13 protein-coding genes are annotated in these 14,661 nt (G+C 73.2%); 10 read left to right on the top strand and 3 right to left on the bottom strand.

Translation table 11 applies throughout. The annotated features are described in order from the left end of the window. Positions 1-19: 19 nt before the first annotated feature. On the top strand, positions 20-862 hold the full coding sequence (locus tag OGL89_RS02185) for a siderophore-interacting protein (protein ID WP_263118203.1): 843 nt from the start codon (positions 20-22) through the stop codon (positions 860-862). A 30-nt stretch (positions 863-892) separates the two neighbouring features. On the opposite strand, the gene OGL89_RS02180 is transcribed toward OGL89_RS02185, so the two are convergent. Beyond that, on the bottom strand, positions 893-2,074 hold the full coding sequence (locus OGL89_RS02180) for an ROK family transcriptional regulator (RefSeq protein WP_263118202.1): 1,182 nt from the start codon (positions 2,072-2,074) through the stop codon (positions 893-895). A gap of 291 nt (positions 2,075-2,365) precedes the next feature. Here OGL89_RS02180 and OGL89_RS02175 point away from each other — a divergent pair, with 291 nt between their 5' ends. Both OGL89_RS02175 and OGL89_RS17080 read left to right on the top strand, forming a co-directional pair. Next, a complete protein-coding gene (locus OGL89_RS02175) occupies positions 2,366-3,892 on the top strand; it encodes a sugar ABC transporter ATP-binding protein (protein ID WP_263118201.1) in 1,527 nt (508 codons plus the stop codon). Then, positions 3,889-4,329 (top strand): hypothetical protein, encoded by a 441-nt coding sequence (locus OGL89_RS17080; RefSeq protein ID WP_346770658.1) that lies wholly within the window; start codon positions 3,889-3,891, stop codon positions 4,327-4,329. Before OGL89_RS02175 ends, OGL89_RS17080 begins: the two co-directional genes overlap by 4 nt. A gap of 60 nt (positions 4,330-4,389) precedes the next feature. Here OGL89_RS17080 and OGL89_RS02165 read toward each other — a convergent pair whose 3' ends face one another. Further along, the gene (locus tag OGL89_RS02165; RefSeq protein ID WP_263118200.1) at positions 4,390-5,124 is read right to left on the bottom strand and encodes a DUF2599 domain-containing protein; all 735 of its coding nucleotides are present in this window, start codon (positions 5,122-5,124) and stop codon (positions 4,390-4,392) included. Positions 5,125-5,229: 105 nt separating this feature from the next. On the opposite strand from OGL89_RS02165, the gene purL reads away from it, so the two are divergent. The 4 genes from purL (at position 5,230) to OGL89_RS02145 (ending at position 10,821) form a co-directional block, all read left to right on the top strand. Further along, on the top strand, positions 5,230-7,596 hold the full coding sequence (gene purL, locus OGL89_RS02160) for a phosphoribosylformylglycinamidine synthase subunit PurL (protein ID WP_263118199.1): 2,367 nt from the start codon (positions 5,230-5,232) through the stop codon (positions 7,594-7,596). 91 nt (positions 7,597-7,687) lie between these two features. After that, complete coding sequence (gdhA, locus tag OGL89_RS02155) at positions 7,688-9,025, top strand: NADP-specific glutamate dehydrogenase (protein ID WP_263118198.1); 1,338 nt, start codon at positions 7,688-7,690, stop codon at positions 9,023-9,025. A gap of 61 nt (positions 9,026-9,086) precedes the next feature. Continuing rightward, a complete protein-coding gene (locus OGL89_RS02150) occupies positions 9,087-10,442 on the top strand; it encodes a glycoside hydrolase family 6 protein (RefSeq protein WP_263118197.1) in 1,356 nt (451 codons plus the stop codon). A 4-nt stretch (positions 10,443-10,446) separates the two neighbouring features. Then, positions 10,447-10,821, top strand: coding sequence for a sterol carrier family protein (locus OGL89_RS02145; RefSeq protein WP_263118196.1), 375 nt, complete (start codon positions 10,447-10,449; stop codon positions 10,819-10,821). Here OGL89_RS02145 and OGL89_RS02140 read toward each other — a convergent pair. After that, positions 10,818-11,462 (bottom strand): YigZ family protein, encoded by a 645-nt coding sequence (locus OGL89_RS02140; protein WP_263118195.1) that lies wholly within the window; start codon positions 11,460-11,462, stop codon positions 10,818-10,820. The two genes, OGL89_RS02145 and OGL89_RS02140, sit on opposite strands and share 4 nt — an antisense overlap. A 46-nt stretch (positions 11,463-11,508) precedes the next feature. On the opposite strand from OGL89_RS02140, the gene OGL89_RS02135 reads away from it, so the two are divergent. The 3 genes from OGL89_RS02135 to purM are packed head-to-tail and all read left to right on the top strand — an operon-like array spanning position 11,509 to position 14,606. Then, on the top strand, positions 11,509-11,895 hold the full coding sequence (locus tag OGL89_RS02135) for an ATP synthase subunit I (RefSeq protein ID WP_263118194.1): 387 nt from the start codon (positions 11,509-11,511) through the stop codon (positions 11,893-11,895). Positions 11,896-11,943: 48 nt separating this feature from the next. Continuing rightward, complete coding sequence (purF, locus tag OGL89_RS02130; protein ID WP_263118193.1) at positions 11,944-13,488, top strand: amidophosphoribosyltransferase; 1,545 nt, start codon at positions 11,944-11,946, stop codon at positions 13,486-13,488. Beyond that, positions 13,485-14,606, top strand: a complete 1,122-nt coding sequence (gene purM, locus OGL89_RS02125) for a phosphoribosylformylglycinamidine cyclo-ligase (protein ID WP_263118192.1) — start codon at positions 13,485-13,487, stop codon at positions 14,604-14,606. The genes purF and purM overlap by 4 nt, the downstream gene beginning before the upstream one ends. Positions 14,607-14,661: the final 55 nt, after the last annotated feature.

Here is a 14,661-nt window from a genome sequence, read left to right as displayed (position 1 = left end):
CCTCACTTCAGGAGTAGCCGTGGCCCGCAGCAATGTCAACGCCGGACGCACCCGCCCGGCCGGGTCCGACCTCCTCACCGTGGAGGTGCTGCGCACCGAGCGGCTGTCACCCGGCTTCGTCCGGGTCACCCTCGGTGGCGAGGGGGCGGCGGCGCTGAGCCCGATGGGCTACGACCAGTGGTTCCGGCTGTTCCTGCCGGTGGACGACGGCACCGGTCTGGAGCGGCTGCCCGCCAAGCTCGACACCCTGAGCTACCTGCGGTACCTGACGATCTCCCGGACCCGGCGGCCGGTGCTGCGGAACTACACCGTGCGGGCGCACCGGGTGACCGCGACCGGCCCGGAGTTCGACGTGGACTTCGTGGTGCACGGGTCGGTCGAGGACGGCACCTCCGGCCCGGCGGCCACCTGGGCGCAGCAGTGCCGCCCCGGCGACCCGGTGGCGCTGATCGACGAGGGCATCACGTTCCCCACCGCCGCCCACGACCGGGTGCTGCTGGTCGCCGACGGGTCCGGGCTGCCCGCGGTCGCCGGGATCCTCGCCTCGTTGCCCGCGCACACCGTGGGGGAGGCGATCGTGGAGATCGCCGACGAGGCCGACCGGCAGGAGCTCTCCGGCCCCGCGAGGGTCACGGTCCGCTGGATCGCCCGCGGTCACGGCTCGCACGACGTCCCCGGCGCCCGGGCGCTCGCCGCGGTGACGGACGGACCGCTGCCGGAGACGCGGTTCACCGGCTGGGCGGTCGGGGAGTCGGCGCTGGCCACCGGAGCGCGGCGGCACTGGGTGAAGGCGGGCGTGCCCAAGGAGGACATCACGTTCTGCGGGTACTGGAAGGCGGCGAAGCGGGCGGCGACGGTCTAGGCGCCGGTCGGTGCCGGGGCGTCGGGGTGGTCACGCGATGAGCGCGTCCACCGCCTCCGGCGACAGCACGTGGTCGATCGCCATCGCGCTGGCGCCGAGGATGCCGACCTGCGACCGGGCCTGCGAGGTGACGATCCGCAGGTGCTGGGTGGCCAGCGGCAGGGTGCGGGAGTAGACGACCTCGCGGATGCCCGCGATCAGGTGTTCCCCGGCCTCGGCGAGGATGCCGCCGATCACGATCATCGACGGGTTGAGCAGGCTGACGCAGGCGGCGAGGACGGCGCCGATCTCCCGGCCGGACTGCCGGACAGCGCGGCTGGCGGCCAGGTCGCCGGACCGGACCAGGGCGACGACGTCGGCTCCGTCGGCCGCGGTCAGCCCCTGACGGGTCAGCGCCTCGGCGACCGCGTGGCCGGAGGCGACGGCCTCCAGGCAGCCGACGTTGCCGCAGCGGCAGGGCACGCCCTCGGCCCCCGGGACGGCGATGTGGCCGATGTCCCCGGCGGTGCCCTGCGCCCCGCGCCGGAGCTCGCCGTCGCAGATCACACCGGAGCCGATGCCGGTGGCGACCTTGACGAACAGCAGGTCGTCGACCTCCGGCCAGGCGGTGCGGTGCTCGCCGAGCGCCATCAGGTTCACGTCGTTGTCGACCAGGACGGGTGCGTGCAGCTGCGCGGCCAGCAGGCCGGAGACGTCGACGTCGTCCCAGGCGGGCATGATCGGCGGGTTGATCGGACGGCCGGTGGAGTGCTCCACCGGGCCGGGCAGGCCGACGCCGACACCGGCCAGGTCGCCCAGGTCCCGGCCCTGGTCGGCCAGCAGCTTCCGGGCCGTGGTCACCACCCAGTCCAGGACCACGTCCGGGCCCTCGCTGATCGCCAGGGCGGCGGCGGTCTCGGCGAGGACGGTGCTGCGCAGATCGGTGAGGGCGGCCCGGGCGTGCGTGGCGCCGAGTTCGACGGCGAGCACGATCTTGGCCGTGGGCCGGAAGGCGAAGGTGGTGGGCGGCCGGCCGCCGGTGGAGGAGGCCTCGCCCGCGGGGGAGATCAGTCCGGCAGACATCAGCAGGTCGACCCGCGCGGCGATGGTGGACCGGGCCTGACCGGTGGCAGCGGCCAGGTCGGCACGGGTCCGCGGCCGACCGTCCCGGAGGAGTTGGAACAGCTCACCGGCCCCGGTGTGCCGCTGGGGAAGCTTCACGACGTCCTGCACCCGGACAGTGAACCACGAAGTCGGGCCGCCGAAGTCGGCTTTCGTCGAACCTGTGTGCAACTTGTGCTTGGCAAGCGGCAAAAGGTCCCGTAACGTCCCTCATGTCCGACACGTCCCACATCGACTGCTCGGTACGGCCGCAACGACGCGGCCCGCGTGTCACCTCGATCATCTCCACCCCACGATCTGGGGTGAACTCCCTCTCGCTTCTGTCGGTCACGATCACATAACGTGCCGATAAGTTTGCAACTTTTGATTGACAGCCGACAGAACTCTGGTCAGGATCACCACATGGTCAACGCCGACCCCCAGCCGCTGCTCCAGATGCGCGGCATCGTCAAGGAGTTCCCGGGTGCCCGGGCGCTCGACGGGGTGGACCTCGACGTCCTCCCCGGTGAGGTGCACTGCCTGCTCGGGCAGAACGGCGCCGGGAAGTCCACCCTGATCAAGGTCCTCGCCGGGGCGCACCAGCCCACCGAGGGCACCGTGCTGGTGGACGGGGAGCCGGTCACCTTCCCGACCCCGGTCGCCGCGCTCAAGCGGGGCATCGCCACCATGTACCAGGAGCTGGACGTGGTCGGCGGCCTCACGGTCGCGGAGAACATCTACCTCGGGCACGAGCTCGCCACCGCGGGGGTGTCCCGGCGCCGCGAGGCCCGGCGTCACACCCGCGAGCTGCTCCGTCGGCTCGGGCACGGTGAGCTGTCGCCGAACCGCGAGGTGGCCAGCCTGTCCGCCGCCGCCCAGCAGGTGGTGTCGATGGCCCGCGCGCTGTCGCACGACGCCCGGGTGATCGTGATGGACGAGCCGTCCGCGGTGCTGGACTCCGACGAGGTGCAGAACCTGTTCCGCGTGGTCCGTGAGCTCACGGCCTCGGGGGTCGCCATCGTGTACATCTCGCACCGGATGGAGGAGATCCGGGCGATCGGCGACCGGATCACCGTGCTGAAGGACGGGCGCACCGTCGCCGCGAACCTCCCGGTGGCCGAGACCCCGACCGCCGACCTGATCCGGCTGATGACCGGCCGCTCGGTGGAGTTCGCCTTCCCGGTCCGTGTCGCGCGCGACACCGAGGGCACTGCCGCGCCGGTGGTGCTGGAGGTCGAGGACCTCGCGCTGCGCGGCACGTTCAGCGACGTCGGCTTCCAGGTCCGTGCCGGGGAGATCGTCGGGCTGGCCGGTCTGGTCGGTTCCGGGCGGTCCGAGATCCTGGAGACCGTCTACGGCGCACGCAAGGCGACCGCCGGGACGGTCCGGGTCGGTGGCACCCGGCTGCGCCCGGGATCGGTGGGCGCCGCGGTGCGTGCCGGGATCGGCTTGGCCCCGGAGGAGCGCAAGAGCCAGGGCCTGCTGCTGGACGAGCCGGTGTACCGGAACATCACGCTGTCCACCTTCGGCCGGTTCGCCCGTGGCGGGCTGCTGGACGAGCGGGCCGAGCGGGACGCCGCGACGGAGCAGGCCGCCTCGCTGGACCTGCGCCCCACCGGGGTCGACCGCGCGATCCGCACCCTGTCCGGCGGGAACCAGCAGAAGGCGATGCTCGCCCGCTGGCTGGTGCACGGCTGCCGGGTGCTGCTGCTGGACGAGCCGACCCGGGGCGTCGACGTGGGCGCCCGGGCGGAGATCTACGCCCTGGTCCGCCGGCTCGCCGACTCGGGCGCCGCCGTGGTGGTGGTCTCCAGCGAGATCCCGGAGGTGCTCGGTCTGGCCGACCGCGTGCTGGTGGTGTCCGAGGGCCGGGTGGTGCACACCGGGCCGACCGATCAGATCGACGAGCACACCGTGCTCGACATGGTGATGGAAGGAAGTGCGGCGTGAGCCACCAGACCGCAGCGGCGCCGCCGGCGTCCGACGAGCAGGCCCGGGTGGAGCAGCAGGCGGCGGCCCCGTCGCGCTACTCCCTCGGCGGGGCCGGGATGCGCAACATCGGCCTGATCATCGCGCTGGCCGTGCTCGGCGTGATCGGCTACGCCACGTCGGGCACCCGGTTCGCCAGCCTGGACAACCTGACGGTGATCGTCTCCACGGCGTCGATCGTCGGGGTGCTGTGCATCGGGATGACGTTCGTGATCACCGCCGGGGGGATCGACCTGTCGGTCGGCTCGGTGCTCGGACTGGCCTCGGTGTGGGCGACCACGCTGGCCACCCAGAGCGACGGCCGGGGGCGCTCCGGGCGCCGGGTGCGTCAGGTCAGCGACAACAGCACGCGGCGGTCGACGTCGGTCGACAGCAGCGGGTGCAGGGGGTGTCGGTGAGGTGGCGCATGGTGGTGCAGACACTAGCAGCGGGCCGGGTGTTCCCCGATGAGAGCCGGATCACTCCGGATTGCACCGCGCCAGCAGGGTCTGCACCAGTCCGACCTCCGGCCGCCACGGCTCCAGGTTCCAGCTCTCCTTGTCCGGCGCACCGATCTGGTGGCAGGTCAGCTGGTCGTGCATCGTCTGGCTGTCCGCCTCCGGTTGCGCGGCGATCAGCTGGGCCCAGAGCAGCGCGTCGACCGCGAGCCCGCCGCCACGGGCCCAGGTGCTCGGCACCACCGCGAGCGAGCGGCCGCCCTCGTCGTCGATGTCGGCCCAGGTCGCCGAGCGCACCGCCACGGTCGCGACGGTCAGCGTCACGGTGGACAGCTCGGTGGTCGGGGTGAAGACGATCAGCCCGTCCGCCGCGACGGTCGAGGTCGCCCCGTCGGCGTCGATCCCGGCCACCGCGACGCCCGCGACGTCCCGGAGCAGCACACCGCCGTCGCCCAGCGGCTCGGCGGAGTCGCCCTCCGGCGGAGCGGCCGACACCGTCCCCCCGACCTCGACGGTGGTGGCGCCCTCCTCGTCCACCGTGGGATCGACCGGCGCCGGGGAGAGGACGAGTGTGAGGTCGCCGACCGTGAGCGGGGTCCCGGTGGCACGGACCCCGGCGGCGTCGGTGGTGGCGGCCGGTACGTCCGCGGTGGTGTCCGCGGTGGCCACGGCGGTCGGGACCGGGTCGCCGGTCCCGGGGGTGCAGCCCGCGAGCAGCAGGAGACCGGCGAGCAGGGCGATCGGCAGACGGCGCATGGTGCCGCCGACTCTAGGCCGGACCGGGTGTCCGAGCGGTGAACCCGCCCGGGTAGCCTGTGCCCCGACGCTGTTCCCCCCATCCACCCAGTCGCAAGGGATCCGATGAGCACGTCCACCCCCACTGACGCCACGGACACGGTCGACGACGCGGCCGCCACTCCCGATCAGGAGCAGCCCTTCGCGGAGCTGGGTCTCAAGCCGGAGGAGTACCAGCGGATCCGGGACATCCTGGGACGGCGGCCGACGGCGGCCGAGCTGGCGATGTACTCCGTGATGTGGTCGGAGCACTGCTCGTACAAGTCGAGCAAGAAGCACCTGAGCACCTTCGGCCGGAAGACGACCGACGCGATGCGCGAGCACCTGCTGGTGGGCATCGGGGAGAACGCCGGCGTGGTGGACATCGGCGACGGCTGGGCGGTCACCTTCAAGGTCGAGTCGCACAACCACCCGTCGTACGTCGAGCCCTACCAGGGTGCGGCGACCGGCGTCGGCGGCATCGTGCGGGACATCATCTCGATGGGGGCCCGGCCGGTGGCGGTGATGGACCAGCTGCGCTTCGGCGCGGTGGACCACCCGGACACCGCCCGCGTCGTGCACGGCGTGGTCTCCGGCGTCGGCGGCTACGGCAACAGCCTGGGGCTGCCGAACATCGGCGGCGAGCTGGTGTTCGACGCCTCCTACCAGGGCAACCCGCTGGTGAACGCGCTCTGCCTCGGGGTGCTGCGGCACGAGGACATCCACCTGGCCAACGCCTCGGGTGTGGGCAACAAGGTGGTGCTCTTCGGTGCGCGGACGGGTGGCGACGGCATCGGCGGCGCGTCGATCCTGGCCTCCGAGACCTTCGACGACACCAAGCCGTCCAAGCGGCCCAGCGTGCAGGTCGGCGACCCCTTCATGGAGAAGGTGCTGATCGAGTGCTGCCTGGAGCTGTACGCCGCGCACGTGGTGGAGGGCATCCAGGACCTGGGGGCGGCGGGGATCTCCTGCGCGACCAGCGAGCTGGCGTCCAACGGTGACGGCGGCATGCACGTCGACCTGGAGAACGTGCTGCTCCGCGACCCGACCCTGACCGCGGGCGAGATCCTGATGTCCGAGTCGCAGGAGCGGATGATGGCGGTGGTCCGGCCGGACCAGCTGGAGGCGTTCCTGGCGATCACGCAGCGGTGGGACGTGGAGACCGCGGTGATCGGTGAGGTCACCGGCACCGGCCGCCTGACCATCGACCACCACGGGCGCCGGATCGTGGATGTCGACCCGAAGACCGTCGCGCACGAGGGCCCGGTCTACGACCGCCCGTACTCGGTGCCGACCTGGCAGGCCGAGCTGAACGCGGACACCGTGGCCGCGCTGCCCCGCCCGTCCACCGGCGCCGAGCTGCGCCGGACCGTGCTGGACCTGCTGGCCTCGCCGAACCTGGCGTCCAAGGCCTGGGTCACCGACCAGTACGACCGCTTCGTGCAGGGCAACACCGCCGCCGCGCAGCCCGACGACGCCGGGGTGATCCGGGTGGACGAGGTCACCGGCCTGGGCGTGGCGCTGGCCACCGACGCCAACGGGCGGTACGCGAAGCTCGACCCGTACACCGGTGCGCAGCTGGCGCTCGCGGAGGCGTACCGCAACGTCGCCGCCTCCGGCGCCCGCCCGCTGGCCGTCACCGACTGCCTCAACTTCGGCAGCCCGGAGGACCCGGCGTCCATGTGGCAGCTGGTGCAGGCGATCGAGGGCCTGGCCGAGGCGTGCCAGGTGCTGTCGGTCCCGGTCACCGGCGGCAACGTCTCGCTCTACAACGGCACCGGCGAGCCCGGGAAGATCGACTCCGCCATCCACCCGACCCCGGTGGTGGGCGTGCTCGGGGTGCTGGACGACGTGGCCAAGGCGGTGCGCTCCGGCTGGACCGAGCCCGGCCAGTCGGTCTACCTGCTGGGCGTCACCCGCTCGGAGCTGGACGGGTCGGCGTGGGCGGACGTCGCGCACCAGCACCTGGGCGGTCGGCCGCCGCAGGTCGACCTGGAGGCCGAGCGCCGGCTGGCCGAGGTCCTGATCCGGGCCGCCCGCGACGGGGTGGCCGACGCGGCGCACGACCTGTCCGAGGGTGGCCTGGCGCAGGCGCTGGTCGAGTCCAGCCTGCGCTACGGCGTCGGGGTCCAGATCGACCTGGGCCCGTTGGCCGAGCGCAGCGGTCTGACCCCGTTCGAGCTGCTGTTCTCCGAGTCCACCGCGCGTGCGCTGGTCGCGGTGCCGCGCGGCGAGGGAGTCCGGTTGGAGGACCTGTGCACCGCGCAGGGCGTGCCGGTGCTCAAGATCGGTGAGACCGCCGAGGCCTGCACCCCGGGTGCCGGCGCTCCGGTGGACGAGCTGCCCTCCGACCACGTGCACGCCGCCGCGGTGGAGGTGCAGGGGCTGTTCACCCTGCCGCTCGCCGAGGCGCGCGAGGTCTTCGAGGGGACGCTGCCGCGCTACTTCGACTGAGGCCGACCGTCCCGACGGCTGAGACGAATCTGCGCAGCATTCGGGCAAGGGGTGCACGATGGCGGTTTCGTCACAGGTCAGGAGCCCGATCGTGCACCCCCGTCTCACCCCCGTCCTCGAGGAAGTCCTGCGCCGGAATCCCGGTGAGACGGAATTCCACCAAGCGGTGCGGGAGGTGGTGGACAGCCTCGGACCGGTGATCGAGGCGCATCCGGAGTACGCGGACGCCGCCGTGCTGGAACGGCTGTGCGAGCCGGAGCGGCAGATCATCTTCCGGGTGCCGTGGGTGGACGACGCCGGGCGCATCCAGGTGAACCGGGGCTTCCGGGTGGAGTACTCCTCGGTGCTCGGGCCGTACAAGGGCGGGCTGCGGTTCCATCCGTCGGTCTACCTGGGGATCGTGAAGTTCCTCGGCTTCGAGCAGGTGTTCAAGAACGCGCTCACCGGCATGCCACTCGGCGGCGGCAAGGGCGGTGCGGACTTCGACCCGCGCGGGCGTTCCGACGCCGAGGTGATGCGGTTCTGTCAGTCCTTCATGACCGAGCTCGCCCGGCACATCGGCGAGTACACCGACGTCCCGGCCGGTGACATCGGCGTCGGGAGCCGGGAGATCGGCTACCTGTTCGGCCAGTACAAGCGGATCACCAACCGTTACGAGTCCGGTGCGCTGACCGGCAAGGGCGTGGAGTGGGGCGGGTCGCTGGTCCGCACCGAGGCCACCGGCTACGGCACCGTGATGTTCGCCCAGGAGATGCTGCGCACCCGGGGCCGGTCGATGGAGGGGCTGCGGGTGGTGGTCTCCGGCTCGGGGAACGTGGCGCTGCACGCGGTGGAGAAGGCCCAGCAGCTCGGTGCCCACGTGGTCGCCTGCTCGGACTCCCAGGGTGCGGTGGTCGACGAGGCCGGCCTGGACCTGGAGCTGCTCAAGCGGGTGCGCCTGGCGGAGCGACTGCCGGTGAGCGCGTACGCCGAGCGCCGCCCGGACGCCCGCTACGCCGCCGGTGCCCGGGTGTGGGACGTGCCGGCCGAGGTCGCGCTGCCCTGCGCCACCCAGAACGAGCTGTCCGCCGCCGATGCCAAGACCCTGATCGCGGGCGGCGTGCTGGCGGTGGCCGAGGGCGCGAACATGCCGACCACCCCGGCGGCCGTCGAGCTGTTCCAGGCCGAGCGGGTGCTGTTCGCTCCGGGCAAGGCCGCCAACGCCGGCGGTGTGGCCACCTCCGCGCTGGAGATGCAGCAGAACGCCAGCCGGGACGCGTGGAGCTTCGAGTACACCGAGCAGCGGCTGTCCGACATCATGCGCGGCATCCACGACCGGTGCGCCGCGACCGCCGAGGAGTTCGGGGCGGCCGGCGACTACGTGGTGGGCGCCAACATCGCCGGGTTCACCCGGGTCGCGGACGCCATGCTCGCCTTCGGCGTGATCTGAGACCCGCCCGGCCCTAGCCTGTGCACTCGGGAGGCGACTCGTCCGTCCGGAGGGGGCAGGCATGACCCAGCGTGCGACGGTGCTGCTGGGCGGGATCCTCACCGCCGCGATCGTGGTGGTGCTCGTGGTGATCGCCCTGCTCGGCCGTGGCCCCGGCGACCGGCCGGCGGCGACCGCGAGCGCCACGTCCGGCACCGCACCGGCCACGGCGGATCCGGCGACCGACGCGTCCTGCGCGGCGGAGCTGCGGATCACCGCCTCCTGGCCCGGTGGCTTCGGCGCCGAGCTGGTCGTGACCGCCGCCTCCGCCGCGCCGGACTGGCGGCTCAGCTGGACGCTGTCCGACGGCGCGACGGTGACCGAGGCCTGGGGTAGCACCCTGGTCTCCGGAGGTGCCGACGGACTGCCGGTCCAGGTCACCGCGCCGGACTGGGCACCGGACCTGGCCGCCGGGCAGTCCGCGACGGTGGGCTTCAACGGTGAGCGGGACACGACGTCGGAGCCGACGCTGGTCGGCGCGAGCCTGAACGGTCTGGAGTGCGGGGACACGGTGCCGGCCACCGCCCCGGTGAGCACGTCCGGCTTCTACGTCGACCCGGACAGCCAGGCCGCCCGCGCCGCCGCGACGGCCACCGGCGACGACCGGGCCGTCTTCCAGCGGATCGCCAGCACCCCGCAGGGCTTCTGGGTCACCGACGCCGACCCCGGGGCCGCGGCCCGGCAGGTCGCGGACTACACCGCCGCCGCCCGGTCCGCCGGGCAGACCGGCCTGCTGGTGCTCTACGCGATCCCCGGCCGGGACTGCGGTGCGTACTCGGCGGGCGGCACGCCGACCGACGCCTACCGGGACTGGGTGTCCGGGGTCGCCGACGCCGTGGTCGGCGAGCCGTGGGTGGTGCTGGAACCCGACGCCCTGGCCGACCTCGGCTCCTGCGACGGACAGGGCGACCGGGTCGGGATGCTCCGGGACGCCGCCGCCCTGCTCGACGCGGCGGGCGCCCGGGTCTACCTGGACGCCGGGCACTCCGGGTGGCTGCCGGCCGAGGACGCCGCGGACCGGATCAACCAGGTCGGCACCGCCCACCTGACCGGCTTCGCGTTGAACGTGTCGAACTACCACACCACCGCGGAGTCGGTCCGCTACGGGGAGGTCGTCTCGCAGCTGACCGGCGACCTCGGCTACGTGATCGACACCTCCCGGAACGGCAACGGCAACCCCGACGGCGAGTGGTGCAACCTGCGCGGCCGGGCGCTGGGCGACGACCCGCGGCCGGTCGACGACGACACCGCCCTGGACGCCCTGCTCTGGATCAAGAACCCCGGTGAGTCGGACGGCACCTGCGGCGGCGGGCCGGAGGCCGGGCAGTGGTGGCCGGAGATCGCCCGGGAGCTGGTGGCCGGCACCGAGGGACAATGACCGCATGCCTCCCCGCCGCCGCACCGACCCCGCCGTGGGCCGCGCCGCCGTCACCACCTGGCGCGACCACCCCGAGGACACCGGGAACCGGCGCACCGCGGTCCGGTTCACCCTGGAGGAGCTGGCGGACGTCGCCCCCGGGCACACCGTGGAGGTGAGGGTGCCCCCGGACGGCGCGGTGCAGGCGGTCGAGGGGCCGCGGCACACCCGCGGCACGCCGCCGAACGTGGTGGAGACCGATCCGGAGACCTGGCTGCGGCTGGCCACCGGCACGCTGGACTGGGCAGACGCGGTCGCGGACGGACGGGTGTCCGCGTCCGGGGAGCGCGCGGACCTCTCAGCCCTGCTGCCGTTGCAGGCGACCCGGCGCCGGGGCTAGACCCGGTCCAGCACCACCGTCTCGCCGCGTCCGGCCGACAGGGTCCCCGCCGAGGCGGCCGCCAGTACCGCGTCCAGGTCGTCCAACGCGCCCGGCGGCACCACCAGGGTGAACACCGCCCGTTCGCCGTAGGCCACGTCCCGGAGCTCCGCGTCGTGCCCCTCGCACCACAGCGCCAGCACCCCGTGCAGCCGCCCGGCGTCCGCGTGCGGCACCGGCACAGTGACCACCACCGCGGGCAGCCGCCGGACCAGCACCGCCCGGTCCAGCGCCTCGGAGACCGCGGAGGAGTAGGCCCGGACCAGTCCGCCCGCGCCCAGTTTCACCCCGCCGAAGTACCGGGTCACCACCGCCACCAGATCGGTCAGGTCCCGGCGGCGGAGCACCTCCAGCATCGGGATGCCTGCGGTGCCCGAGGGCTCGCCGTCGTCGGTGGAGCGCTGCTGGTCGGCCTCGGTCCCGACGATCAGGGCCACGCAGTGGTGCCGGGCGTCCCAGAACTCCTTGCGCCGGGCGGCCACCACCGCGTCGGCGTCGGCCACGGTCGGCACCGGCTGGATCCGGGTCAGGAACCGGGACTTCTTCTCCACCAGCTCGTGCTCCACCGGCGCGGTGACCGAGGACGGGTAGGCGGAGATCACATCGGCCAGGGTAGGGGGCGCGGACGGACCGCCTTAGGATCGCCGGATGGTCGACGAGCGGGACGTGCCCGAGAGCGAGGAGCCCGAGCTGCCCACCGAGGCACCCGAGCTGTCTACCGAGGCGCCCGAGCTGCCCACCGAGGAGCAGCTGGAGCGGGTGGCCGAGGACGCCACCGTGCGCCGGGCGCCCAAGATCGGCGCGTTCATCACCGCGGGTGCCCTGCTCGGCCTCGTGATCGGATTCCTGCTGGCGGTCCTCTTCGCCCGGGCGGACGAGGCGACCCTGGCCGCGGACGCCGGACAGGCGTTCATCAGCGCGTTCGAGGGCGAGGGCGCGATCCGGTTCCTCAGCGCCGTGGCCGGTGGCTGCCTGGGTGCGCTGCTGGGCGCCGCCGCTGCGGTGTGGGCGGATCACCGCAGCCGCCGCCGATAACGGACATCTCGTCGGGGCGGCACAGTGGGGTGTGTCACCATAGGACCTGTGGCCCCCCGCGGAGACGGACTCCTCAACCACGACCTGATGCCGGGTGAGAAGGGACCTCAAGACGCCTGCGGCGTCTTCGGGGTCTGGGCACCCGGTGAAGAGGTCGCCAAACTCGCCTACTTCGGGCTCTACGCCCTCCAGCACCGCGGACAGGAGTCCGCGGGCATCGCCACCTCGAACGGTGAGCAGCTGCTGGTCTACAAGGACATGGGACTGGTCTCCCAGGTCTTCGACGAGACCGCGCTGAACGCGCTGCACGGGCACATCGCCGTCGGGCACGCGCGCTACTCCACCACCGGTGGCTCCACCTGGGAGAACGCCCAGCCCACCCTCGGCCCCACGTCGGGCGGCACGGTCGCGCTCGCGCACAACGGCAACCTGACCAACACCGCCGAGCTGGTGGATCTGGTCGCCGAGCGCTACGGCAGCCAGCGTCGCGGTGAGCTGGCCCGGGGCAACACCACCGACACGGCGCTGGTCACCGCGCTGTTCGCCGGCGACCCGGACCGCACGCTCGAGGCCACCGCCCTGGAGGTGCTGCCCCGGCTGCGCGGCGCGTTCAGCCTGGTCTGGATGGACGAGCACACCCTGTACGCCGCCCGGGACCCGCAGGGCGTGCGCCCGCTGGTGCTCGGCCGGTTGGAGCGTGGCTGGGTGGTCGCCTCGGAGACCCCGGCGCTGGACATCGTCGGCGCGTCCTACGTCCGGGAGATCGAGCCCGGCGAGCTGATCGCGATCGACGCGGACGGGCTGCGCACCCGGCGGTTCACCGAGCGCCAGCAGCGTGCGGGCTGCGTGTTCGAGTACGTCTACCTGGCCCGCCCGGACACCACGATCTCCGGCCGCTCGGTGCACGCCGCCCGGGTCGAGATGGGACGTCGGCTCGCCCAGGAGCATCCGGTGGAGGCCGATCTGGTCATCCCGGTGCCGGAGTCCGGGACCCCCGCCGCGGTCGGCTACGCCCAGGCGTCCGGGATCCCGTTCGGCCAGGGCCTGACCAAGAACGCCTACGTCGGGCGCACCTTCATCCAGCCGTCGCAGACCCTGCGTCAGCTCGGCATCCGGCTCAAGCTGAACCCGCTGCGCGAGGTGATCCGCGGCAAGCGGCTGGTGGTGGTCGACGACTCGATCGTCCGCGGCAACACCCAGCGCGCGCTGATCCGGATGCTGCGCGAGGCCGGCGCGGCCGAGGTGCACGTGCGGATCAGCTCCCCGCCGGTGAAGTGGCCATGCTTCTACGGCATCGACTTCGCCTCGCGGGCGGAGCTGATCGCGAACGGGCTCTCGGTCGACGACATCGGCGCCTCGCTCGGTGCGGACTCGCTGGGCTACATCTCGATGGACGCGATGATCGCCGCCACCGAGCAGCCCGCGAACCAGCTGTGCACCGCCTGCTTCACCGGTCAGTACCCGATCGAACTGCCCCCGGCGGATCGCCTGGGCAAGCACCTCTTGGAGCAGAGCGAACTGCCGCTCGGCCCGGACGGCCTGGCCGCCATCGTCCCCTCGACCGGCGGGTCGACCGCCCTGGAGCAACCGTGAGCACCGCACCCGCCGACCGCAGCCCCGTGACCTACGCCGCCGCCGGGGTCGATACCGAGGCGGGTGACAAGGCTGTCGAGCTGATGAAGGACGCCGTCCGCGCCACGCACGGCCCGGAGGTGCTCGGTGGGGTCGGCGGGTTCGCCGGACTCTTCGACGCCTCCGCGCTGACCGGCTACCGCCGTCCGCTGCTGGCCAGCTCGACCGACGGGGTGGGCACCAAGGTCGCGATCGCGCAGGCGATGGACGCGCACCACACCATCGGCTTCGACCTGGTCGGCATGGTGGTGGACGACATCGTCGTGGTCGGCGCGAAGCCGTTGTTCATGACGGACTACATCGCCTGCGGCAAGGTGATCCCGGAGCGGATCGCCGCCGTGGTCCAGGGGATCGCGGCCGCCTGCGAGGTGGCCGGGACCGCGCTGGTCGGCGGGGAGACCGCCGAGCACCCGGGCCTGCTGGGCCCGGACGAGTACGACGTCGCGGGCGCCGCCACCGGGGTCGTGGAGGCGGACGACCTGCTCGGGCCGGAACGGGTGCGTGCAGGCGACGTCCTGCTGGCCCTCGGATCCTCCGGGCTGCACTCGAACGGGTACTCCCTGGTCCGCCGGGTGGTCGAGGTCGCCGGGTGGTCGCTGGACCGGGACGTGCCGGAGTTCGGGCGGACCCTGGGTGCCGAGCTGCTGGAGCCGACCCGGGTCTACGCCGCGGACTGCCTGGCCCTGGCCGCGTCCGGCGGCGTGCACGCGTTCAGCCACGTGACCGGCGGCGGACTGGCCGCGAACGTGGCCCGGGTGCTGCCCTCGGGCCTGGTCGCCGACATCGACCGGGACTCCTGGCGGCTGCCGCCGGTGTTCGCGGTGATGCAGCAGCTCGGGCAGGTGCCGTGGCACGACCTGGAGCGCACGCTGAACCTGGGCGTGGGCATGGTCGCCGTCGTCGAGCCGGAGCGCGCGGACGCGCTGCGCCGTCAGGCCGAGGGCCTGGGGCTGGCGGCATGGCCGCTCGGCGAGGTGCGCGCACTGGACGCAGGGGACGTCGAGGGCCCGGACCTGGTGGCCGGCACCAAGGGCGTGCAGGGCGGAGCGGTGCGGCTGCGGAACAGCTACCGCGCCTGAGCTCGCGCACTGACCTGGACAGACAGCGCCCGCGGTGGGGGAGTGACCTCCGCCG

It is taken from the genome of Cellulomonas sp. RIT-PI-Y, assembly GCF_025642745.1.
Classification (GTDB): domain Bacteria; phylum Actinomycetota; class Actinomycetes; order Actinomycetales; family Cellulomonadaceae; genus Cellulomonas.
The sequence above is the reverse complement of the archived record's forward strand: the minus strand, read 5'-3'. Positions and strand labels throughout refer to the sequence as shown.